The sequence below is a fragment of the Ureibacillus sp. FSL W7-1570 genome, assembly GCF_038593265.1.
Taxonomy (GTDB): domain Bacteria; phylum Bacillota; class Bacilli; order Bacillales_A; family Planococcaceae; genus Ureibacillus; species Ureibacillus suwonensis.
Map to the genome: position 1 here is coordinate 1,906,880 of NZ_CP151979.1, position 22,452 is coordinate 1,929,331.

Sequence of the window (22,452 nt, forward strand, 5' to 3'; positions counted from 1 at the left end):
GTTAATTCATATCGTTGAATTACTAAAGAATTTTTAATATTTTGTAAAGGGATTTTTTTCAGAATACTTGATGATTTCCCCGTCCAGCATTCGGTATTCTACATCACATAAATTTTGCATGAACAACATATCATGAAAAATTCCCAGCATTGTTGTCCCTTCGCGAACGAGCTGCTCCATCAATACTCTTACTTTTTCCTTCGATTCATCATCTAAACTTGCCGTCGGTTCATCCAATAAAAGTAGTCTCGGACGCTTTACCATTGCTCTAGCGATGTTCAACCGCAGTTTTTCACCTCCGGAAAAAGTAGCAACATAACTATCCCAAAGCTGCGGATCCAGTTCAAAATGCGTCAATATTTTTTCTGTCTCTTCCTCCGCATACTTATCGTTATACCCCATTTCTAATATCGCTTGTTTGACTATTTCCCTGGCCGTTATACGAGGCAAAGCATTTAAAAACTGTGATACGTATCCGATCTCATGCTTTCGTAAATAAATCATTTCTCTTTCCGCCGCTTCTCGCAAATTGATTAGGCCAAACTTTTTTGAGTTGTACCAGATGTCTCCACTTTCAGGCAAATATGTGCGATAGATGCATTTTAAAATGGTTGATTTACCGCTGCCGCTTTTACCGGTAATACCGACAAATTCTCCTTCTTTTACAACAAAGCTAATCTTGTTAATTGCGCGGATTTCCTTGTTTACACTGTGCAATCGAAATGTTTTGGACAGGCTCTCAACCGTTAAAATGTTTTCCACTGAATTCCCTTCTTCCCTCATACTTATCTAGAAATGTTTCAATATGTTGAGACAAGTCGTCGATTCGTTCTTTCAACGTTTCATACGACCAATCCCACCACTTGATTTGTTCCAATCGTTTAACCGTTTGCTCATCAAATCGGCGCCTTAACGGTTTGGCTGGTATTCCAGCAACGATTGTATAAGGCTCCACATCCTTTGTCACAATAGCTCCGCTGCCGACTACTGCACCATTGCCGATTTTTACACCAGGCATAATGATGGCCCCATGGCCAATCCATGTGTCATGGCCGATATAGGTGATTTGTTGTTTGCGCCATGATAAAAACGCTTCATCGTCATGAGTATCAACTCCATACATTTTTCTCCGATACGTAATATGGTGCAAAGTAGGGCGATTCATCGGGTGAGCGGTTGGACCGATTCGCACCATCGCAGCAATATTGGAAAATTTTCCAACTTCAACATTTTGCAGGATGCAAAACTGCCCTGTATAAGAAAAATCCCCCATTTTTACATTTTCTAAATAATTGTGAGCCCCTATTTCTGTGTATTCACCTAATTCTGTATGAAACAACTGGCAATGTTCATGGATATAAGGTTTTTTTGACAGCTTTTTCTCGATCATAGAAACTCCCTTTCCATCATCTTTAAATTCTATAATTTGTTTTCAAGATTAAACGGCCATCCACAAAACAAGACGTGATAACCGGAAAATCTAAGTCTATTTTTTCGATGATGACTATATCCGCTTTTTTTCCTTCCTTAATTGATCCAATTTGATCATCCAGTTTGACAGCTTTGGCCGGGTTAATCGTTACAAGCTTAAACATTTCAACTAGGTCGATATCGCTTTTTTCGCTCATTTTAAAAACAGCATGAAGCAGCGATGGAGGATAATAGTCACTACATAAAATATCGATACACCCGTGTTGAATGGCTTCTTGTGCAGATAAATTTCCGCTGTGGGACCCTCCCAAAAGAACGTTCGGAGCCCCGGCTACCGTCAGCATTCCTTTCTTCTTCGCATTTTTAGCAATTTCCAAGGTGATTGGAAATTCACTGATCGAAGCCCCAAAGCTTTGCACAAGCTCAAGTTTTTCCAACGTGTCATCGTCATGAGAAGCGATAGCAATACCTTTTTGTTGTGCCAGCGTTGCAATTTCCTTTATTCCCTCAAGTGTTAATTTTTCCTTATGCTGATGTTTTGTAATGACTCTATCAATCTCTTCATCACTGAGCTCTTGGTAGCCTTTTATCGTTTTTCTGTAAATTTCTAAATCTCTATATTGTCCTTGACCAGGGGTATGATCCATAAACGAAATTAAGTGCACCTTGCTCTCAGCAATGTACGATTTTAAGTTTTCAACTTCTTCGATGCTGTCAATTTCAAACCGTGCATGGAACCGATGTCGTATTAAATGCTTTGTATGATGAGTTTGGTGGATCATTTCAATAAATTTTCGGACATTTTCCGGCTCACGGATCGGTTTATGTGAAAATTCCGAGCTTTTATAAATAGAAAGTGAGTGAAACATTGTTGTAATCCCATGGGTGATTAATTCTTTTTCCGCTTCGCGAAGACTTAAATGAAAATTCATTAACGATGTCGGTCTTGGTGCTGCCATATGTTCAATATAGTCAGAATGAAGATCGATAAACCCAGGAGCGACATATCCACCCGCCGCATCGAGTACTTCCATTCCTTCCTTCCAAGCGATTTTCCCTTTACCATCAATTTTGCTAATTTTATCTCCTTCAATAAGAAGATCGTAACCATCGAGAATGGTTTCTTCCGTTATAATTCTTCCGTTTGTTATGAGATACACGTTTTTTCCTCCATTCTCACAAGTCCAAAAAATTGATCATAATAATGAATGGACGAGCTGCTGTGTATAAGGATGCTGTGGATCTTCCAAAATTTGATCGGTCAACCCTTGCTCGATAATTTTTCCTTCCAGCATGACGAACGTTCTGTCTGCAAGCATTCTGATAACGCCTAAATCATGGGAAACAACGATCATGCTTATCTTCAGTTCCCTCTGTAAATTCCGTATCAAATCTAAAACATTTGCTTGAACGGACAAATCAAGACCGGTCGTTACTTCATCGAGAAGAAGAATCGGCGGATTATTCGACAATGCTTTGGCGATTTGAACTCTTTGCTGCATGCCCCCCGAAAATTTTTGGGGCTCCTCCTTCATCCTAAATAGCGGAATGTTTACCTCCTCAAGCAGCACTTGTCCTCTTAACACCATCTGTCCAACATTCCTGTTCCCTGCCGCAATTAATTTTTCAGCAATATTGCCGATGGAGGAAAAGTTCATGCGCAAGCCGAGAAGCGGATTTTGGTAAACTTTCCCCATCAGATGGTTGCGAATGTACCGTTTTTGTTGGGAGGACTCGTTTAATACGTTTTTTTTTCCATCATGATAAAATCGGATATACACTTCACCGCTTGTGGCCTCTTGATCAAAATATAGCTGTCTCATTAATGTTGATTTACCGCTGCCGCTTTCACCTACAATGCCTAATACTTCACCGGGATAGAGATCAAACGAAATATCACGGCAAGCATATACCGTACCGCAGACAGGGCAAAAGTTTTTCACCAAAACGGCGGAATCCGCCTTTCCGCATTGGCTGCATCCAGGTCCGAATTGTTTGTTTAACTTTTTGACCGATAATACTGGATTGCTTAAATCATCCATGTTGAACACCTCTTGATTCTGATTGCTCATTTAATCTTGATAAACAATAGCTTGTATCATTGCATTGGTAATAGGTTTCACCTGTTTCCTCATTAAACAATTCATCCAAATATACTCCCGTAGCGCCGCACAGTCTGCAATGTTTATCTTCAAAGCTCTCCACTTCAAACGGATAATCGTCAAACGCAAGTGAAACGACTTTCGTGTATGGTGGTACAGCGTATATCTTCTTTTCACGACCGGCTCCAAGCAAAATTAATGCCTTTGAATAGTGCATTTTCGGATTATCAAACCTTGGTATAGGACTCGGCGCCATGACATACCGATTTTCCACCATAACAGGATGATCAAAATCCGAAGCCATATGCCCGTATTTCATGATTTGTTCAAAAAGCATCAGCCATGCGCCGCTGTATTCTTTCTCCGCATGAAGCCTTTTCGTATTATATTCGCTCGGTTCATAATCGCGCAGCGGTTCAGGCAGTGGTACTTGTAATACAAGTATCTGGCCTTCTGTAAGAGGAATTTCTGGAATTCGATGTCTTGATTGAATGATCGTTGCTTCTTGCGTCTCCTCCGTCGTTTTAATGCCCGCCGTTTTCATCACCAATTTTTTAATGTTTACCGCATTAACGGATTCATCAGAGCCTTGGTCGATTACTTTTAAAACATCATCTTTGCCAATGAGAGAAAGGGTTAATTGCAGTCCACCTGTTCCCCAGCCGCGTGCAATCGGCATTTCTCTTGATGCAAATGGAACTTGATAGCCCGGAATGGCAATTGCTTTTAATGTGGCTCTTCGAATTTCCCGTTTGGAACCTTCATCGAAAAAAGCAAAATTATAATGGATTTGCATGAATTCCTCTCCTTTTTACATTTCTTGCTTGCTTTTTGATTTGCGTACAATATCAAGCTTCGATTGGAAAGTGACATAGTGAGGCAGCTTCAAATGTGAAATAAACCCGGTGGATTCAACCGAATCAATATGATAAAGGACAAATTCCTCGTCTCCTGTCGGATAGTCCCTATTTCCTTTCTCCAAACTATTGTCTAAAATTCCCATTGCGATTGCTTTCGTTTCGTTTTGACCAAAGCAAAGACCATATCCGATTTCAAACTTAATTTCCTTTTTCCCGTCCCCGACCTCAACTGTTTCCGGAATTAACATTTCGACTTCGGTTGCTTTAATTTCCCCAATATAATAAGCAGCGTCTTCTCCATTAAATGAATGAAAAGGGCTATCGATGTAAACCGGCAAATAGCCGACACGCAGTTCACCTACTGTTGGATGAAGACTTCCATATCCGCGAATGACGGCATAAGCTAATGAAGTCACCGCCCCTGTCTGGCCTCTCGTTAAAACTTGGAGACGCTGACTGCGGGTGGAAGGAAACGTCAAGCTTTTTCTCGTTACATCATCAGGCTCTGTATTATCCATTACACACTCCGAGAACAAACCTTCTTTTCTTAAGTAATCACTTACTTTTGGCAGTTTGCCAAAATGTTTTTCATCCACTTCATCGAGCGTTTCCTTCTCATAGGCTGAAAGCCAATTTACTGCATCTTCATCTGTTTCCTCCATGAGGTCAAAGTCGAGCAAACGATGAGTGTAGTCAGTTGTAGCTCCTAAAATTTGGCCGCCTGGTATATCTTTAAAACTAGCTGAAATTCTTCTTTCGATACTCATATCCTTTGTATTAACTATTTGCGAATAATGCTTGCGCGGTAAAGTGGATCGATATGCACGAAGCAGAAAAACCGCTTCTTCAAGATTGCCTTCAGCATGTTTGATCGCTAGCGCCGCAAGGGTTTCGTCATATAGACTGCTCTCTGACATCACCTGATCAATCAATCCCCGCAGGCCAGCTTCAATTCTGCCAATGTCAAGAACAACTCCTTTTTTTAACCGCTCATATTTCAGCCGTTTAATCGACTCCTCAATGGCAATTGTTCCGCCTTTCACTGCCACATATCCCATCAAAGCTTCCTCCCTTCTGATAAAATTTGCGTCGTCCTTGGCAGACATAAGAGATTATGATTTTTGTCCACAAAAATTAAATCAACCCCCATTGGAAATTCAGCGTTTTGTTGCTGTCGAACTTCCATCCAATTCCCATTTACTGAAACATTTACATAATTTGCTTCTTCAATGCCCGGACCTGTTAATTTGAAATCGCACCCATCCGTAACAGCATCTGCCTCAACAATAATGGTTGCTGAATCATGGGGATCGATGAGACTGCCGGTTTTTACTCGCTGTAATATTTGCCCAAGTTCATCTTCAGCTTTGTCATAAAGTACAAAAACGAAATCAGCGCGTTCTGCTGCATCAGCTTTTGCATAGGTTAGTTGGTTTATCCAGCGAGTTGTCTCTTCTTCCTTCTCGGAAACTACCTTAAAGGTCACTTCAGTATCTAGAAGCATTGCAGCCAGAACAAGTGTCAAGGGAAAACAGCCAGCCTCAAGATCTACTTTGGCCGCTTCATCTTTTAAATTTGTTATCAATCCGGGCCTAGACATGGAATCAACAACTTTTCGATATGCACGTTGAATATCGTGAATAAAATCTAATTTCATTCAACCTCTGCTCCTTTTAAACATCCATCGTTTCAAAATTTACTTTTGTCTTCAAAATTTTCATGAAGGAGTTCTTTCTTTGCTCATGAATTGCTGCTTCCTCCTTCAACAAAACTTCATTCCATCGTTCCGTTTCTGGCAATTGTGCATTGTAAGCTGCATCGACCACAGCCAAATGGTATGCTAATTCCGGCTCATGTCCTTTTAATATGCCGATGCCGATATACCCGCTAATTTCCACTTTACATTCTGTTACAAAAACTTCTCCTAAGTAGAACAAACTGTTCTTTGCCGTTTCCCGAACTTTTACCATTACTAAACCGTTGTTCGGCTTTTCAATCGTTTTTACCTCATACTTAGCTAAAATTTGTTGTGCCAATGTGGCGGCAACGTTCTTATTTCCGTTGATTAAAATTTCTGTTCTTCGCCTTCTTTCCATTTCCGCCCCTCCATCATGATTTTTTGCTTCCGTCGATTTAAGCATATCTTGTTGCCAAGTGGAAAAAATTTAAAAAAAAGTAAATTCTATTAATTTTTTGCAAACGCATTTTTAAGAAAATGTTAATGAGCACACAAAAAAAGAGAGATTCCTTGAATGAATCTCTCTGCTGCTTTCAATCCAAAATCGAAAGCATATAAAAACAAGCAGAGAAAAACGCATGTTTTCCTCTACTTGTTGGATTTTAGGGACTTATCGGACATACCCGAAAGCAAAAGTTTTTTATATAACAAAGTTAAAGCAATCACTCCGATAAAAAATTTCTGTATGTTCAAGCACCGTTCCGGTTTTTTTATCGATACATCCTGTCTCCAACACTAAAAGCGGAATTAAACTGGTGCATTCAAGAATTTCCCATAGGAATTTAGTCGGAAATAAAACCTTTAACACGCTTGACTTCGATTCAAATTCAGTGAAGCCTTTCTTTTGATAATAATCAAACATGGACGTGATTTCCTTGCCATACAAATCAATATCATCAAATACGGATTTCGCCACGTAGGAAATATGCAAGGCAATTGGTCGATTATTGACAATGCGCAGCCTGCCTATTTTAAATACTCGATCCGTTTCCTCAGCACCGAGAGAATGAAAGATTGCTTTATTATAGCCGATTTCTTCGCAAAAAATGTTTTTCGATCGGAAATGGTGCCCAAGTCTAATCATTTTCCTGCTGAAGCTTTCATCCCCGGAAAGAACAAGCGGAATCTGCATTTGCCGATCTTTTACATAGCTGCCCTTTCCTTGTCTTGAATAAATATATCCCATCTCCTGAAGCCTTTCGTATATTTTGCGGATTGTCATTCGCGGAACGTTAAAATAGTCAGCAAGCTCATTTTCGGATGGTAATTTATCATTGGCTTCATACCTGCCAGAATGAATATCTGATATGATTTTATCAATGATCTCCATTTCTTCTGCCATCTGCATTCTACCCCGCTTTGAAATTGACCTGCTATTTTTTCACACGGCAGCTCAAAAACTGCGCTTTGAAAAATATTTTTTGCTACACTTTCTATTGGTTACATTCAGTATAGTTTAAGTAACTAGAACTGTCCAAGCCCATTTTATAGTCTATATAGGATCCATCTGCTAATTTGCTTTAGAGGCTGATAAATAAAGTTTTGCTGCATTATATTAATCTAAATTGCGAAGATGCTTGCTAATCGACGGCTGACTTATGTCAAACACTTCATTCGCTGTTCTATATATTGACCAACTTCTTCTTTCGTCAATGGCCCCATTTGATATCGCATGATGATACGTTGATTCAACGGCCGATGCTGGTTGAGCCGAAGCCGCGTTTGTAAATGCGGAAGGCCAGTTAAAATCAAGACAAATGGATTCGTCGAATCCATTTGAAAATTAAACAAAATCGCAAGATCTTGCAGAAAGGCATCTTTAGCCAGATGCATCTCATCCAAAATCAAGACAGGAGTGATTCTTCGTTCGGTGTACAATCGTTCGATTCCTTGCTGAATTTGATAAAACAAATCGACCTTCCGGTATTTTGGCTCTTCTCCCAACCCAAGCGCAAGCCCTCGGTAAAAATCCATCACTCCTCCTGTGGAAAGAGGAAAATAGACGACATGATACAACGATGGATTCAACGACTCTTTAAACGTTCGTAACGTAAACGTTTTTCCAGATCCCGGTTCACCAATGAATAGACCGATTCCTCTCGTTCGTTTGATATAATCCAATCCCGCCAATGCTTCTCGATACGAAGTAGCGAGATAGGCATCCGACGGCTTCATTTCTTTCGAAAAGGGTTCATGAGAAAGGGAGTAGAAGGTTTTATACATGATCTCCTTCCCCCTTTGCCCATTCTGTATTCAACGAAAATGGGGACCGATTTCGTTTCACATGGGCGTTATCATGCAGGCATACAGGTTTGGCTTGAGCGACTTCCTTGCCATCCTCATATACATATACACCATGATCATCGTAACGAATATCGACGGATTGGCCAATGAAACGAGGAGGCACTTCGTACAATTGTTTGTTGAGCGAAATCGTTCCATCGGCCTTCACTTTCCGAAACTCGCGTTTCAGAAAAATTGAATCCAACACCGTCGGATCTTCTAGAAATTGAACCGTATGGTTTTGAGACAGAAAGATTTCATGAGGCGTTTTTCCATTGAGCGATGCATGGGGTTTACGATGATAATCTTCCTCCAGCCATCTCCAAAATCGTTCATTCAACTCTTCGAGTGAATGAACCGGATTCATGTCTAATAACGGATAAAAACGCGTCTGCACCGTCTTGAAAAAGCGCTCAATTTTGCCCTTGCTTTGCGGGTCATATGGCTGCGTATGAACGAGGGTGATCCCTAACTGTGCACACGCATACTGAAGAGTTTCGGAACGATAAATCTTTCCGTTATCCGAGTAAATCATTTTCGGCTTTCCATACCGAATGAGCGCTTCTTTGGTGACGACTCGCAGCCCATCAAATTTCTCGGAAGAGAAAAATTGAGCGTATGGCACGATGCGTGAACAATCATCGATGTAAGCGATGAGAAACGTTCTTTTCTTCTTCCCGTTGATTGGAACATACGGACCGTAAGAAAGGTCTCCTTGCCATAAGGCGTTCACTTGATCATGCGCAAAACGTTTTCTCTCCGGCATCGGTAAAATTTCTTTGCCGACAAGGTTGAATTTTTTTAATAATCGGTATATAGTAAAATAAGAAATTTGTTTTGGGTTGATTTCCCCTTGGTGTACCAGTTGTTGGTAAAAAACCGTCACTGGCACTTGGGGAAATTTTTTTCTCATCGCTAGAATATAATCCTCATCTTCTGGAGACAGCTTTCGGGAATGTCCACGATCCGAGCGCTTCTTCGGTTTTAATCCCTCAAATCCCATTTTCCGATAACGCAAGTACCAGTCTTGAATCGTTTTCGCAGCGATCCGTTTCTCTCCGTAATACGGCATTTCATGAATGCGATTAGCCATCTCAGTGAGGTAGCTCTTCGGATCTACTTGTTCATTCAAAAGTGGGGCAATCAATCCGAATCGGAATAAGGCAATTTGTTCTCTCATGTGTTCGTCCATCGTTTCCATCCTCCTTTTTCATTTCGAAGGACAGCCGGCTATCCATTTCACCTTTGATGATAAATTCTTCTTTTCCACCTGTCGAGGCAAAAGGTATGTGGGACGACCTCAACACCTAGATGCGCTTCCTTATCGTCCAAAACAATGTGCCATAAAGTAGGTCGACAAATACCCCCACGACTCTTTGACAAACCGTTCCTCTCCCCATTGTTGGATTTTCCCGATCGATCGACAAGCTTGTTGTTGGGTATCTCGCTCCCAACCGAAAGATTTCTTCACCGAAGCAAAATACATATAAATCCATGAAATTGTTTGGATAAATCGTCGGAGATAGAAAGAAATGAGTTGTCTTTTTGATGGATTTGTGCCGGTTTGATGAAGCACATCATGGAGCCATTGAACGATGGTACGAGTCGTATGTTGAAAGTATGGGAGAAGAAAGTGAGGGAGGATGGACACCGTTTGGAAACAAATCGAACAACGAAAACGGCAGATCAAGAGACGATATTCCTTTTCTGCGGTGATGGCATTCCGTTCATAAAAACCATGGCGATGAAGGGAATGCTTCGCATGACAATGTGGGCACTCCTCCACCATAGGAAAGTCATTGTTTTTTCCTAATTCATGATAGGTTTCGAGATCGACTCCAAAATCATGAATCAAGATCACAGATCTTCCATCCCCCTATGAAATAATTCACAAAAAATTTAGCACATTTTTTCAGAGGATGGCAAAGATGATTCCGAAGGAATTTGAAAAAATCGTACTCTTTTTAGATGAGATAAAATGAAAGTTTACACCATTAGGTGAAACAATCTTTAATTGATCCCATGTTAATATCATTTGTAATTGACTATAGTTGCCACCCTTAGGGACATGAACCAACGTCTGATCCACTTTCACTTCATTATATTTGTTTACTTTAACAAGATGCTCTTTAAATACAGGATAGGGCTTTTCCGGTAATGCTAGAAGATAATCCCGTTCTTCCTGCCATAAGTCCTCAATACGTACGTTTTTGGCATAATGAATTCTATTTCTGTCCGCCTCTAATTTATGAAATAATTGATCCGTTAAACCCTCATAGCTGTCCATTATTGGAGCTGAAGTAAAAAAGTTATAGCGTATATATCCAACTTTATTCTCAACATTTCCTTTTTCATGGCCACTTCTTGGATTGCATACCTGCACATCAAAGCCATAATAATGCTGAAATTGAACAAATTCATCAGTTAATTGTGCTTCTTCATTTTTTGTCCTTTTTTTCTTCACAGCGGGGGTCAAATTATCGATTCTTATCCTTTTAGGTACTCCCCCAACCTGTTTAAAAAGAATATTGAGACCATGTAAGAAGCATTCTTGATTTTCAGCTGGTAACGGTACTGCAAATCCAGCATTACTATGAGGAAACGTCATAACTAAAGCATGAATATCCACAATTTCTCCATCTTGTACAGCTTCCATTACTCCAAAGTCTACTTGAGCTTCACCCGGAGGATGTTCTAATCTTTCATACCCTTTATCCTTTTCTTCTTGGTGAGTATTCATCCATTCAGAGATAAAGTAACAAACAGTACGATAAGAACCTTGGAAACCCATTTCCTTTAGTTCTTCAAATATTTGTTTCTTTGTTCTTCTTAATTTTTTCCTTAACTTTAAATCCTCAAAAAGCCAATCTGAAACAATTACTCCCCACTTTTCCTCATACATCATCCCTTTCTTTTTAAATGATTTCTGTTTAGGGAGTTGATCTTCATCCGCATACTTCTTAGCTGTTCGCCAATTAATTCCCATTGTTCTTTGTATTTCTGAAATAGATAAACCTTTGTTATTTCTTAAATGTTTGATACAATTAATATCAGACATTGCTAGCATCCTTTCTTACCTCCACTACCAATTGCTTGACACAATTACTGTAGTGGGACTTGGGGTGACTGGCAAGTCTTTTTTTGTTTATGCACAAAAATTTAGTGCAGGACTCTGCATTTTTCCTTTGCAAAGCTCTGCACTTTTATGGCTCTTACGTTCTTTTGGTGAAACCATATATGTACAGTCCTTCATCTCTTTATTAATTTTTTAAAAAAACATTTTATAAATGATATAACACTCGTTTTTCAAGTAAATCCAGCTTTGCCCGGCCATACATGATTCGTTTCATCAGCTTCAATCGGTGAACATGGCCTTCCACAACTCCGTTACTGTAGGAAGTACTAAATGCCAGCTTAATCGACTGTAAATCCCTACGGAGTCGAAGTGCACAATCATATAAATGATTGTTTGGAGAAGACAATTGTTTTTCCAACCATTTGAAAAATGCCGGATAGTTCCGTTCATCAAATGCTTCTCTAAATGTTTGAACCATTTGGTGGAAAGAATGAAGGGATGGGTACATCTTAAAGGATTGTTCAAGAAGTTGCAGTTCCTTTTCTAAAAGTCTAGATTTTCGTTTCCAAACATATGAAATCATTTGCCGTCTGGAAATTCGAACGGAAGATTCCTTAATCCCCTGCCGTTTTCTTTCTTTTCGTATGCTTTCGACTGCAACGCGGACACCTGAAAGTGTCCCCGTATATCCATATTTACGAAGTTGCGCATCAATTTCACGGATGGTCTTGCCCTCTTGTTCGAGTTGCTGAATGTATTGCTCAAAACCATCGGTTTGCCGTTTTCGCTTTCTTTTTACTTGAACCGGCATCTCGGTTATGTTGAGATATTTTGAAATGGTTCGGGGATCCATATGAAATTCTCTGGCCAACTCCGCTTTTTTCTTTCCTTTTTTGTATTCCTGTTGAATGCTTTTGATCATCATCCATTTCTTTTCGGCTCTTTCTTTTTGTCTCCTTTGCAGTTTGGTTTCATGCGGAAAGGTTTGTTGGTCCGTTTCTTCTTTTTCCAACGTGATGACGGAAGGAAGAATCGAGGTGAGGCAAGCATCGATCTGCTTCTTTACCGCCCGGACAAAATGCCATCGGTCATATACTTGCAAAATACTTTGCGAAGCGTTCTGAATCCCTTTCCGAAAAGCCTGATAGCCATCACGACTGACAACTTGGATGTTTTGATGATTTTTTAGCCATTCTGATATGGTTTCCGGATAACGTTCCGGAAGTAATGCAACAGGCTTGTGCGTGCTCAGATCACAAATGATCGTGCCATAGCTGTGTCCTTTCCGAAAAGCAAAGTCATCGATTCCGATAAAAGGGGGACACCTCTTGATGAATCTCCGTTTTCCGAATAAGGGAGAGCAATACGTCATGGCTGACAGGGAGGGACAGGGCTTTCGCTACTTTTTCGCCATTGAGGCAGCTGGTGGAAAACGCGATTTTACGTAATACTTCTTCGGACCGTAAAGTTCGGCGTCCATTTTTGGAAATCCAATCATACCGTTCAGTAAAAATTTTTTGGGTGCAATTGGGTTGGTCGCAAAACCATTTTCTTGTGATAAGCAGGATGGAAACAGCTTTTCCGGCAATCGGCAAATCTTGAATCATGCGTGTATATCGGCTGTGTGGACGTGTGGAAGGCACTTGGCAATGAGGACAAGGGCAGGATTCATGAGTGCTTCGAACAATAAAGGTAATGGAGGATGGTTCTTCTTGAATATCCAGAACTTCTAGGAAAGGATCCGGTGAAGACCAATGGATTTGACGATTCATCATTCATCACACCTTTTCTTTTATTATACTATAAAAGTAAAATTATAGGCCTTCACCAAAATTGCGTAAGAGCCACTTTTATTTTGCCATACACACTATATGTCCTCTGAACCTTTACCTTTGGAATCCGATAGTAATCCCTCATTTCGTTTAAATAATTTCGTACAGTGTTCTCAGCGACTTCCCTGAAACCTAACTTTTCTTCCAACCAATCATAAACTTGTGCAGCAGTTAAATCAGGATGTTCCTTCAACCACCCTAGAATTTGATCATGATAAGGGTCTAGTTTCTTTTCTCTTGTACGTAATGTACTTAAAAATTCTTCAAACTCATCAGTACTCATATTCAAATAATCTATCACTCTATTTCTTGAAATATTTAGTTTTCTTGCAATAGCACTCTTGGAGAATCCCTCTTTGTATAAACGATGAATCTCGATGTAAAGCATAAATCTGTTCACTCCTAATTCCTCACTTTCAATAGACTAGTAACAGTATATTTGAAAGTGATTGATGGTGGGGAAACTGTTTAATCTTATTTGGGGAATTCTGTTGAGTTCTATTTGTGGAAAACTGTTGATTCTAGTTTAGCGTTTACATCTATCAAATTCTTTTGCTTCTTCTTTTGTAAATCCATAAGAAAAGCGTTCTTCTTTGTTTTCATCATTTAAAATTGATAATACATGATTTCTATTTATATCAAATCCAAGGGTTTTCCTTAATTTAATGTTTTTCTCCAATTCCATTTGAGTCGGATTTCTATTAATCTCGGAAGCCATTACAAAAGATGTACTAGTGAAAAAAAGAAAAAAAGTAACAAAAAATACTAGTAAATGATTAATTAATCTTATCTCAAATACCTCCCTTTTTTTACCTAAATGGTATAATATTGGTATATAGAAATCAACAAAAAATTTGAAAATAGGGTGATTAAATGAAAAAAAATTTTATTTAATTATCATTATATTTTTTATTTTATTTTCTAGTAAGCTTCTTCATAAGGAATATGTATATTTAGGTGAAGAGAATGGGGTTTTAGTTGAAGTAAAAATTAATAATTATTTACTATTTATCACCACATTTCAAACAAGAATTTATAATCAAACCGATGATGAAATTAGGGTGGCTAAGCCTATCACAAAATTATATATTAGTTCTGGAATTAACGTACCGAGCGGAATCCAAAATGATGTAATTAGATATGTGACAGTGAAACCAAATAGTAAAATAAATGGAAAAATCCATTTGAAGCTGATTTATCCGAAAAATAGACATTTTGCAACAAGTGTTAGTTATCAAATAAATAGTGAAGGATATACAATTCATATTGCTGATAAAATAAAATAATCAAGTGATGGAACTTTTCAGACACACCTTTCAAAAAGAAAGATCTTGGAGGAAGTGAAACATAAGAAAAGCATCTACCCGATTACAATGTAGATGCCTATTTTTTATTACGTCAAATAAAAATATTAATTACTATTCTTAATAAACGTTGCTACTATAATCTAATAATAGAATAATGCCATTTGCACATCCGAAAATTGGATCTACGTCAAGTTTTTGGACACAAAAAGATTAAGTTTTTTTGCACAACAACCATTCATGGATTGTTCCACATCCCAAGTAGATTGTCAAAGTGAAAAGAGCCTTTGACAATCTACTTGGGACGTGGAGAAATAAACCCATGGCTGTTGTGCCAAAAAAATGTGAAGGGGGGAAGTGTTCTGTACCCCATGTTTTACGCTGCTATTCGGCACATTTTTTCGTATTCATCCGGTGTCAAATAACCAATGCTTCCATGAATTCGTTTGCGATTATACCAACCTTCGATGAATTGAAATAACGCAATTCTCGCTGTCTCAAAGCTTTCGTATTTGGTTAGATACACTTCTTCTTTTTTCAATATGGCATGAAAAGATTCAATACAAGCGTTGTCATATGGACATCCTTTTCGACTAAATGACGGAACCATTTCATGTTTTTTAGTAGTTTTTGAAAGGCTTCACTTGTATATTGTGTTCCTAAATCTGTATGCACGATAAGACCAGGATCGGGCTTTTGATCTTGAATCGCATTCTGAAGTGCTTCCAGCACAATTTCTGATGTCATGGTACGAGAGAATTTATATCCGACCACTTTTTTTGTATGTAAATCAAGAACGGACGCTAGATAACACCAACCATCACGAAGCGTATGGACATATGTAATATCAGCTACCCATTTTTCGTTGATTGTTGTTGTAGTGAAATCTTGATTTAATACATTTTCTCGTTCTTCTACGGGCTTTTGTGTTGGTGTTGGGCGGAATTTTTTTACAATACATGATTGGATGCCTGCTTGTTTCATCAAACGTTGAACTCGATTGATACTGCCTGTATAGCCTTCTTTTTTAAGTATTTCAAAGATTTTAGGGGCCCCATAACGACCCTTACTTTCTTTATGGATTGCTCGAATTCGTTCAAGCAGTTGTTCGTTGGCGACATGATAGCTATTCGGCTTCTTGTGAAACGATTGATAATACGTACTTTTAGGCATCTTTAAAACAAGACACATCATTTGGATTGGATGATGTTCGCTTTCTTTTGTAATCAAGTCAATCAGTTCTTGCTCATCTATTTTCTCGCGAATATGGTCATAGCCTTTTTTAAGATTTCGATCTCCTGTTTTAATCGAAGATTTTCTTTTTGAATGGCTTCTATATCAGCCAAAGTTAATTCCTGTTCACATTCAATTGGAGAGAGTTGCTTAATCCATTTATAAATCGTTACTTCTGAAACACCATATTCGCTAGAGAGTTGACTGACTGGAGTGCCTGAGCGATAAAGCTCAACTACTGTTTGTTTAAATTCTTGATTATACCGTTTTTGACTCATGATTCGGACACAACCTTTCGTTAGTTTAATATTAATGACTTAACCAAGTTGTGTCCATAAATCTATACTACATCTACTTGTACCGCCCACACAATAAAAGAGGATTTTTTAAAAGAAACAATTCTAAATGACATAAAATCCTTAATTCATCAAATTGACAAAGAGCAATATATAAAGAAGATGGAGAGAAAATCGAAAAGTACAAAATCGGATTCTCAAAAGAAAATCAATAAGATTAACAAACAGATGGATGTTTTAAAAAATCGAAAAAGGAAATTCATCAACCTGTTAGCTGACGGAATCATTACCAATGAAGAATATCAAGAGAGTATTGAAGCAACGAACAAGGATTTAACTGAATTAATGGAACAGAAAAATGAACTTCTTTCATTGATGGAAAGCGAGGATGTAATCGAAACAATTGAAAAGCTCAAAAAGGAATTACTTCAATTCCTAAATTTCGATGAATTAACCGAGGATATTCTCCATCGACTGATTAATCGAATCGAGGTAAAAGAGGACGGTACACCAATAATTCATTACCGGTTTACCACACCAAAAATTGAATAGAGGCAAGAGAGAAACCTTATCTTGCCTCATTTTTTTCATTTTAAAACTATCTGCGAAACGCACTCAACGTGTGTTGACTATACAGTAAGAACAATTATTCAGAAGTGGATAGTGTTTGCTGTTTTCTTAATACCCGTGTTCAAGATGTTATTTCTTTAGAACTATATCCTGAAACAAGCAATTCTGGTGCTACTGCCGCATCATTCCGATTCGCTGTGGTCAACACAGGAGATAAAATGATTCCCTCGGCAGTGGTGGAGAGATGGAGCTTATATCCTTTAAACCAGTGGTATCGGGTGGCCGCTCCTCATTTTGCTTGCGAATCGTAAAAACTACTTCGAAGTTCCGTGCTGTCGGATCCACACAATTTGGGGATACCGTACTTCTAAATCTTTGAGCAGCTGTGCGCGAAAAACAGGAAATCCCTGTTCTCAACCACTTCGCCGCGCGGAAAAACGAGGAGGGACTTCCCGAAGCCCGCAAGCTCGCTGAAAATAGCGAAAACGCCGGAGGATGGGCCTAACATAAAAGAAGTACACTTCATATCCAACACCTAATAATTTACATATAACCAAATAAAAACCTTAGTTCCCTATATGTGTAGTGGAACTAAGGTTTTCAGGCTTTCTTCTATAATCTATCATGTACCTTAATTATTTAAATTTAACGCACGATATAAGAACACTGCAAATTCAGCTCGTGTCGTTTTAGAACGTGGATCAAACATTCCACCTTTTCTACCAGTTGTTACCCCATTTTGATAAAGGATTTTTATATTTTCTTGATGAGCAGGCGAAGCGGATTTTAAATCAGATAATTTTACTTGAACATGGTTTTGAGCTTTTAAAGAAAACGCACGAACTAAAATAGTCGCCATTTGTTCACGGGTTAATACATCATTAACACCAAATGTTCCATCTGCTTTTCCCTTAAAAATGCCTTTTGCTTTTGTTGCAGCAATTTCTTTAGCATATGGATGATTTTCATTCACATCTTTAAAAGCGTTTAAATCAGTTGGAATCTCAAGATTTAATGCACGCTGCAACATAACAGCTGCCTCAGCGCGTGTAATCGCTTTGTTTGGATAGTAGTTTCCTTTATCATCTAGAGAAATGACATTTTGACTGATTAAATGTTGAATTTCATTATAAGCAAATTGACCCTCTTTCATATCGGCAGGAGTTTGTCCTGTTTTTGGTTTATTCACTTTTTTATTTTCTAAAATGTCAAAAATAATTTTCGCATGATCAGTGTTGTCAATTTTACCAGCAAAACGTTCAATTTGCGGTCCGTATCCATAAACCGCTACATCTTCTCCAGTATGACCGCCTGTTGTCCAACCAGTAACAGAACGGGTATTAAAAATTGCTTCAATCGCATCATCAATTGTTCTAAGGTCTTTCGTTTGCGCAGCGTCTTCTACGGATTTAATTTCTTCTTCCGTTAAATCAAGAGCAATATATTTCTTTAATGTTTCTCTCACATTTGCACCATTGACGATTTTTTCTGCCATAAAATCAGGTGTTCTTTTCGCTGCTTTGATTGGCTCTGGGAACCAGTTATAAATACCATTAGCTCCTAATGAGAATCCCCCTGTAGAATGGTCTGCTGTTAATACGACTAAGGTTTCACCGTCTTTTTTCGCAAAATCAAGAGCTACTTTAAAAGCTTGTTCGAAATCTTCCATTTCAGACATTGCCGCTACAATGTCATTATCATGTCCAGCCCAGTCAATTTGGCTTCCTTCAACCATTAAGAAGAAACCATTTTCGTTTTTACTTAAACGTTCAATCGCTTCTCTTGTCATTTCTTCTAGATCCGGAGTTTCTTCAGTACGGTCAATGCGTTTAGGAAGACCGCCTTCAGCGAACAATCCTAAAATACGTTCGTTATTGTCTTTTAACAATTCATCTTCATTTGTCACAAAACTGTATCCATCTTTTTTAAATTCTTCGACTAAACTCCGATCTTCACGAATGAAGTTCTTAAGTCCTCCGCCTAACATGACATCAATCTTATGTTGGCCATTGATTAATTCGTCATAGTAGTCATCCGCAATCGCATTCATGTTCTTTCGGTTCACATCATGGGCACCGTAAGCAGCCGGTGTTGCGTGCGTAATTTCTGATGTCGCTACAAGACCTGTCGACATTCCTTTTTCCTTTGCTGCTTCCAATACCGTTTTTACTTCCGTCTTATCATTATCAACCGCGATAGCCGCATTATACGTTTTAATACCGGCTGACATCGCTGTTGCTGCAGAAGCAGAGTCCGTGATATTTTGATGTTCATCTTCTGGATTTGTAGATTGCATACCAATTAAGTAGTCATCAAATGTTGTATTTTCGACAACAAATGTATCAGGGTTATCTTTCATATAACGATGTGCTGTTAGGTAAGAAACCCCCATTCCGTCCCCTATCATAAAGATGATATTTTTAACTTGCTTCGGTTTTGTCTCAGCTTTGACAACATCATGATTCGTTACTAAGCTGCTGACTCCTAAACTAGAAGCTAACGTGAACGCCGTTAATCCTCTAAAAAACTTCTTCTTGTCCAAATACAAAACCTCCTTACAATGTTTTATATCAATAATAAACATACAACGATTGTATTAATAGATTATGAATTTTCTATTAATATTTGTAAAATTTCCGAAAATACAATAACAATTAAACTTGACCAACTGTACAAAAACTGTTCATTCTAGACGTAATGCTTCAAAGAGATATGCCATTATTTTTACACCAATTTACATTCATTTAATTTATATTAAAAGAAAATTCATATTTCTTTATTATCATAAATTTATGCTACTTAAAATTTCGTTTTAGGAGGAACACGAATGGTGAAATATGTTCCATTGATTTTAAGTTTTATGCTGTTATTTGGATGTTCAGCCAATCAAGATAAAAAAGAAGAAATAACCCGGACAAAAGCTGCTAATCAAAGCGAAATAAGAGAAAACGAAGCAAATAAGACCGAGTATTCAAAGACAGAATATAGCGGTAATCCTCAAGTTACAGACGATTCGTCATTACAAAAAGCCGGTGATTCGTTTTGGGATGAAAAAGGAAAATTGATATTAGAAGACATAAAAGAGGTGAACAAAACGTATAAAATCGGTCCTATAGAGTTAACCATATTAGATGTCAAAGTACTTCATTATCTTCCAGCATATAACTTAATTGATTTTTTCCATGGATTTACACATGAAGCAGAAGACTTTGATTTTATAAGAGTGCAGATGAAGATTAAAAATACAACAAATGAAGAAGTATACTTCGCACCAATCGCTTTATTAGAAACAAGCTCAGGGGAAAAGATGACTTGGGAAAATGATTTTTATCTTGAAGAATTAAACGGCATGTATAGCGGCAGCGAAGAGAAGATAGGCAACATGGGATTTCCTTTAAATAACCATGTTCATGGGCAAGAAGACAAAGCTAAGAGTAATCATTTAGAATGGATCAAACTAATGACAAGTGAAGTGCTAAATAAAGAACATAAAGAAATTGCCGGCAAAAAAATAATAGAAATAAAATTCTAATAGTGCGACTTTAACTTTGAAAAGAAGAGTGAAGTTCATTGATCAGCCTGAAAGCTGAATGAAATAGGTGTACTTGTTTATAGAAGTTTAGCCAAGAAAACCTGTCATCTTGCCGTCAGAATGAATCAGCTTTAGACAAGAGAGGACTTTCCCTCTCAATTGTCCGACTTTCATACTCTTTTGCATAGATCATCTACAACTTGCTTTTTCTTAAAAGCCGGTGACATTGGAATATGAAATGTTCTGCCTTTTTGTATTTGAATTGCGAATAACTTCATTCGAAAAATTCGTCTTTATTAAATTGCTTTAATGTTTGTTGAGCAGCAGAACTCATTAACTTTAACTTATAGTTTTAGTTTTCGCTCGTTTTGCATTTATGATGGTTTCGAAAAAGTGTTGTCAAACAGAATAAAGACCGAAAAATAAACTTTTGACATGGAAAAGGGGAAAGGGCTTGAGAAATAAGGATTTCCCTTCCCCTTTCCCTTTTTTCTCGCAAAACTTTATTTTCATTTTCGCACAAGTTTATTCAGTTTCTACAATTTCAAGGCTAGTTTCGCTACACACTCCACATGCAACGAGCGGGGTGGATTGATGTCTTTTACATTGTCGGTAGTCGGAAACAAGTCAAAGGCACTTTTTGCACTATCGGTAGGCGGGAACATATCGACATATATAATTATAACGCCAACTACTAGATTTGTAATTGGCGTTATAATTATTATGACTTTAGTTTTGCTTTTAACTCTTTTATTTTTGTTTCTATAGTTGATATTACTTTTTTAAATTCCTCATCACTCTTACCTGTAGGATCATCCAACCCCCAATCTTCCCTGTGTTTACATGGAAGGTAAGGGCATTCCACATTACACCCCATTGTAATAACAATATCTACTGGAGGTAGTTCATCAAGCAACTTTGAATGTTGAGTTTTCTCCATATCTATATCATAAAGCTCTTTCATTAGGCGCACAGCATCCTGGTTAATTTGAGGTTTTGTTTCTGTGCCAGCAGAGTAGCTTTCAAATATATCTCCTGCAAAGTGCTTACCAAGTGCCTCGGCTATTTGGCTTCGACATGAATTATGAACACATATAAATGCGACCTTTAGTTTATTACTCACTAAGCATTACCTCCTTTCTAGCTTTTTTCTGGAAACCAGTGCCTTGTATTATTCGCTATCTTTACTAATATCAACATAACAGGCACTTCTGTTAGAACCCCTACAATGGTAGCAAGTGCAGCTGGGCTTTGTGTTCCAAACAATGCAATCGCAACGGCAACTGCCAGTTCAAAAAAGTTAGAGGCACCAATCATACCAGCAGGCGCTGCTATCTCATGAGGTAGTTTTATAACCTTACTTGCTAGATATGCAATGAAAAAGATTAGGAAAGTCTGAATAATTAATGGTATAGCAATTAAAACAATATGGAGTGGATTGTTCAGAATTACATCGCCCTGGAATGAAAAGATTATTATTAATGTTAGCAATAGACCTATGGTAGTGATATTCCCAAACTTCGGTATAAAACTCTTTTCAAAGTAATCGAGTCCTCGCTTTTTTGTGATGTAATTACGGGTAATTATACCACCAGCCAGCGGGATAACAACAAACAATACTACAGATAAAACAAGAGTGTCCCAGGGTATGGTTACACCGCCCACACCTAGAAGAAACGCAACTATGGGCGTGAAAGCTATGAGAATTATAAGATCATTTGTTGCTACTTGCACGACGGTATAAGCCGCATTGCCTTTAGTCAAATAACTCCATACAAATACCATCGCTGTACACGGTGCCGCTCCAAGAAGTATTGCTCCCGCAAGATAGTCTTGTGCCAATTCTGCCGGAATTAGAGATTTAAAAATTACAAAGAAAAACAGCCATGCAATGCCGAACATGGTAAAAGGCTTTATCAGCCAGTTAGTTATCCATGTAACAAAAAGCCCCTTAGGATTTTTTCCTACATTTCTAATACTTTGAAAATCTACTTTTAGCATCATTGGATATATCATAAGCCAGATTAAAATCGCCATAGGTATTGAAACATTTGCATATTCAAAACGTCCTAAAAACGCTGGAATTCCGGGTAAAAACTTTCCAATCAATACCCCTGCAAACATACATAAAATAACCCATACGGTTAAGTACTTTTCAAAAAATCCAATTCCACTATTACGTTCCTTACTCATGT

General features: G+C 38.1%; 22 protein-coding genes and 4 pseudogenes. 3 read left to right on the forward strand and 23 right to left on the reverse strand.

The features are described 5' to 3' along the window. Positions 1 to 33: 33 nt before the first annotated feature. The 17 genes and pseudogenes from NST13_RS09585 to NST13_RS09665 form a co-directional block, all read right to left on the reverse strand. Positions 34 to 762: an ATP-binding cassette domain-containing protein gene (locus NST13_RS09585; RefSeq protein WP_342580503.1), complete on the reverse strand. Its 729-nt coding sequence runs from the start codon at positions 760 to 762 to the stop codon at positions 34 to 36. Continuing rightward, on the reverse strand, positions 740 to 1,390 hold the full coding sequence (locus NST13_RS09590; RefSeq protein ID WP_342580504.1) for a DapH/DapD/GlmU-related protein: 651 nt from the start codon (positions 1,388 to 1,390) through the stop codon (positions 740 to 742). Before NST13_RS09590 ends, NST13_RS09585 begins: the two co-directional genes overlap by 23 nt. 22 nt (positions 1,391 to 1,412) lie before the next feature. Then, a complete protein-coding gene (phnM, locus tag NST13_RS09595) occupies positions 1,413 to 2,591 on the reverse strand; it encodes a phosphonate metabolism protein PhnM (RefSeq protein WP_063387913.1) in 1,179 nt (392 codons plus the stop codon). A 36-nt stretch (positions 2,592 to 2,627) separates the two neighbouring features. Then, the gene (locus NST13_RS09600; RefSeq protein ID WP_063387914.1) at positions 2,628 to 3,473 is read right to left on the reverse strand and encodes an ATP-binding cassette domain-containing protein; all 846 of its coding nucleotides are present in this window, start codon (positions 3,471 to 3,473) and stop codon (positions 2,628 to 2,630) included. Then, a complete protein-coding gene (locus NST13_RS09605) occupies positions 3,466 to 4,329 on the reverse strand; it encodes an alpha-D-ribose 1-methylphosphonate 5-phosphate C-P-lyase PhnJ (protein WP_063387915.1) in 864 nt (287 codons plus the stop codon). Before NST13_RS09605 ends, NST13_RS09600 begins: the two co-directional genes overlap by 8 nt. 15 nt (positions 4,330 to 4,344) lie before the next feature. Next, positions 4,345 to 5,451 carry a carbon-phosphorus lyase complex subunit PhnI gene (locus tag NST13_RS09610; protein ID WP_342580505.1) on the reverse strand — a complete coding sequence of 369 codons (1,107 nt, stop codon included), beginning with the start codon at positions 5,449 to 5,451 and terminating at the stop codon, positions 4,345 to 4,347. Beyond that, positions 5,451 to 6,050, reverse strand: a complete 600-nt coding sequence (phnH, locus tag NST13_RS09615) for a phosphonate C-P lyase system protein PhnH (RefSeq protein WP_117017254.1) — start codon at positions 6,048 to 6,050, stop codon at positions 5,451 to 5,453. The genes NST13_RS09610 and phnH overlap by 1 nt, the downstream gene beginning before the upstream one ends. Positions 6,051 to 6,066: 16 nt before the next feature. Beyond that, on the reverse strand, positions 6,067 to 6,489 hold the full coding sequence (phnG, locus tag NST13_RS09620) for a phosphonate C-P lyase system protein PhnG (protein ID WP_063387918.1): 423 nt from the start codon (positions 6,487 to 6,489) through the stop codon (positions 6,067 to 6,069). A gap of 282 nt (positions 6,490 to 6,771) precedes the next feature. Then, positions 6,772 to 7,473, reverse strand: a complete 702-nt coding sequence (locus tag NST13_RS09625; protein ID WP_340789493.1) for a GntR family transcriptional regulator — start codon at positions 7,471 to 7,473, stop codon at positions 6,772 to 6,774. A 266-nt stretch (positions 7,474 to 7,739) separates the two neighbouring features. Continuing rightward, a pseudogene (locus NST13_RS09630) lies at positions 7,740 to 8,354 on the reverse strand (ATP-binding protein); the annotation flags it as partial. Continuing rightward, on the reverse strand, positions 8,347 to 9,606 hold the full coding sequence (locus NST13_RS09635) for an IS481 family transposase (RefSeq protein ID WP_342580415.1): 1,260 nt from the start codon (positions 9,604 to 9,606) through the stop codon (positions 8,347 to 8,349). The pseudogene NST13_RS09630 and the gene NST13_RS09635, both read right to left, overlap by 8 nt. A gap of 129 nt (positions 9,607 to 9,735) precedes the next feature. Beyond that, a complete protein-coding gene (locus NST13_RS09640; RefSeq protein ID WP_208651667.1) occupies positions 9,736 to 10,275 on the reverse strand; it encodes a DUF6431 domain-containing protein in 540 nt (179 codons plus the stop codon). Between the two features lie 51 nt (positions 10,276 to 10,326). Next, positions 10,327 to 11,481, reverse strand: a complete 1,155-nt coding sequence (istA, locus tag NST13_RS09645) for an IS21 family transposase (RefSeq protein ID WP_342580506.1) — start codon at positions 11,479 to 11,481, stop codon at positions 10,327 to 10,329. Positions 11,482 to 11,695: 214 nt separating this feature from the next. Then, positions 11,696 to 12,862: an ISL3 family transposase gene (locus NST13_RS09650; RefSeq protein ID WP_340714494.1), complete on the reverse strand. Its 1,167-nt coding sequence runs from the start codon at positions 12,860 to 12,862 to the stop codon at positions 11,696 to 11,698. Then, positions 12,789 to 13,265: a transposase family protein gene (locus NST13_RS09655; RefSeq protein ID WP_340714495.1), complete on the reverse strand. Its 477-nt coding sequence runs from the start codon at positions 13,263 to 13,265 to the stop codon at positions 12,789 to 12,791. The genes NST13_RS09650 and NST13_RS09655 overlap by 74 nt, the downstream gene beginning before the upstream one ends. 49 nt (positions 13,266 to 13,314) lie before the next feature. Then, positions 13,315 to 13,710 carry a hypothetical protein gene (locus NST13_RS09660; protein ID WP_342580507.1) on the reverse strand — a complete coding sequence of 132 codons (396 nt, stop codon included), beginning with the start codon at positions 13,708 to 13,710 and terminating at the stop codon, positions 13,315 to 13,317. A gap of 138 nt (positions 13,711 to 13,848) precedes the next feature. Next, positions 13,849 to 14,007: a hypothetical protein gene (locus NST13_RS09665; protein ID WP_342580508.1), complete on the reverse strand. Its 159-nt coding sequence runs from the start codon at positions 14,005 to 14,007 to the stop codon at positions 13,849 to 13,851. A 376-nt stretch (positions 14,008 to 14,383) separates the two neighbouring features. Between NST13_RS09665 and NST13_RS09670 the strand changes: the two genes are divergently transcribed. After that, positions 14,384 to 14,608, forward strand: coding sequence for a hypothetical protein (locus NST13_RS09670; protein WP_339287848.1), 225 nt, complete (start codon positions 14,384 to 14,386; stop codon positions 14,606 to 14,608). 394 nt (positions 14,609 to 15,002) lie between these two features. Here the strand turns inward: NST13_RS09670 and NST13_RS09675 are convergent. Further along, a pseudogene (locus NST13_RS09675) lies at positions 15,003 to 16,137 on the reverse strand (IS3 family transposase). A 246-nt stretch (positions 16,138 to 16,383) separates the two neighbouring features. On the opposite strand from NST13_RS09675, the gene NST13_RS09680 reads away from it, so the two are divergent. Further along, positions 16,384 to 16,707, forward strand: a complete 324-nt coding sequence (locus NST13_RS09680; RefSeq protein ID WP_126434377.1) for a hypothetical protein — start codon at positions 16,384 to 16,386, stop codon at positions 16,705 to 16,707. A 169-nt stretch (positions 16,708 to 16,876) separates the two neighbouring features. On the opposite strand, the pseudogene NST13_RS09685 reads toward NST13_RS09680, so the two are convergent. From NST13_RS09685 to NST13_RS09695, 3 genes and pseudogenes are all read right to left on the reverse strand, one after another. Further along, positions 16,877 to 17,231: pseudogene (locus tag NST13_RS09685) on the reverse strand (transposase); the annotation flags it as partial. Between the two features lie 125 nt (positions 17,232 to 17,356). Then, positions 17,357 to 17,878, reverse strand: coding sequence for an S-layer homology domain-containing protein (locus NST13_RS09690; RefSeq protein WP_244151156.1), 522 nt, complete (start codon positions 17,876 to 17,878; stop codon positions 17,357 to 17,359). A gap of 48 nt (positions 17,879 to 17,926) precedes the next feature. Continuing rightward, positions 17,927 to 19,267, reverse strand: a pseudogene (locus tag NST13_RS09695) (alkaline phosphatase); the annotation flags it as partial. A 285-nt stretch (positions 19,268 to 19,552) separates the two neighbouring features. Here NST13_RS09695 and NST13_RS09700 point away from each other — a divergent pair. After that, positions 19,553 to 20,257 carry a hypothetical protein gene (locus NST13_RS09700; protein ID WP_340715093.1) on the forward strand — a complete coding sequence of 235 codons (705 nt, stop codon included), beginning with the start codon at positions 19,553 to 19,555 and terminating at the stop codon, positions 20,255 to 20,257. A 721-nt stretch (positions 20,258 to 20,978) separates the two neighbouring features. Here NST13_RS09700 and NST13_RS09705 read toward each other — a convergent pair. Next, a complete protein-coding gene (locus NST13_RS09705; protein WP_342580509.1) occupies positions 20,979 to 21,380 on the reverse strand; it encodes an arsenate reductase ArsC in 402 nt (133 codons plus the stop codon). Positions 21,381 to 21,397: 17 nt separating this feature from the next. Continuing rightward, a complete protein-coding gene (arsB, locus tag NST13_RS09710; protein WP_061857590.1) occupies positions 21,398 to 22,450 on the reverse strand; it encodes an ACR3 family arsenite efflux transporter in 1,053 nt (350 codons plus the stop codon). Positions 22,451 to 22,452 lie beyond the last annotated feature (2 nt).

Coding starts and splice junctions, on each gene's coding strand:
- NST13_RS09660 (WP_342580507.1), bottom strand. CDS start 13,710: ATGCTTTACATCGAGATTCATCGTTTATACAAAGAGGGATTCTCCAAG.
- NST13_RS09605 (WP_063387915.1), bottom strand. CDS start 4,329: ATGCAAATCCATTATAATTTTGCTTTTTTCGATGAAGGTTCCAAACGG.
- phnG (WP_063387918.1), bottom strand. CDS start 6,489: ATGGAAAGAAGGCGAAGAACAGAAATTTTAATCAACGGAAATAAGAAC.
- NST13_RS09665 (WP_342580508.1), bottom strand. CDS start 14,007: ATGGAATTGGAGAAAAACATTAAATTAAGGAAAACCCTTGGATTTGAT.
- istA (WP_342580506.1), bottom strand. CDS start 11,481: ATGCTAGCAATGTCTGATATTAATTGTATCAAACATTTAAGAAATAAC.
- NST13_RS09625 (WP_340789493.1), bottom strand. CDS start 7,473: ATGGCAGAAGAAATGGAGATCATTGATAAAATCATATCAGATATTCAT.
- NST13_RS09590 (WP_342580504.1), bottom strand. CDS start 1,390: ATGATCGAGAAAAAGCTGTCAAAAAAACCTTATATCCATGAACATTGC.
- phnH (WP_117017254.1), bottom strand. CDS start 6,050: ATGAAATTAGATTTTATTCACGATATTCAACGTGCATATCGAAAAGTT.
- NST13_RS09635 (WP_342580415.1), bottom strand. CDS start 9,606: ATGGACGAACACATGAGAGAACAAATTGCCTTATTCCGATTCGGATTG.
- NST13_RS09600 (WP_063387914.1), bottom strand. CDS start 3,473: ATGGATGATTTAAGCAATCCAGTATTATCGGTCAAAAAGTTAAACAAA.
- NST13_RS09690 (WP_244151156.1), bottom strand. CDS start 17,878: ATGAAAGAGGGTCAATTTGCTTATAATGAAATTCAACATTTAATCAGT.
- NST13_RS09610 (WP_342580505.1), bottom strand. CDS start 5,451: ATGGGATATGTGGCAGTGAAAGGCGGAACAATTGCCATTGAGGAGTCG.
- NST13_RS09655 (WP_340714495.1), bottom strand. CDS start 13,265: ATGATGAATCGTCAAATCCATTGGTCTTCACCGGATCCTTTCCTAGAA.
- arsB (WP_061857590.1), bottom strand. CDS start 22,450: ATGAGTAAGGAACGTAATAGTGGAATTGGATTTTTTGAAAAGTACTTA.
- NST13_RS09680 (WP_126434377.1), top strand. CDS start 16,384: ATGGATGTTTTAAAAAATCGAAAAAGGAAATTCATCAACCTGTTAGCT.
- NST13_RS09650 (WP_340714494.1), bottom strand. CDS start 12,862: ATGACGTATTGCTCTCCCTTATTCGGAAAACGGAGATTCATCAAGAGG.
- NST13_RS09700 (WP_340715093.1), top strand. CDS start 19,553: ATGGTGAAATATGTTCCATTGATTTTAAGTTTTATGCTGTTATTTGGA.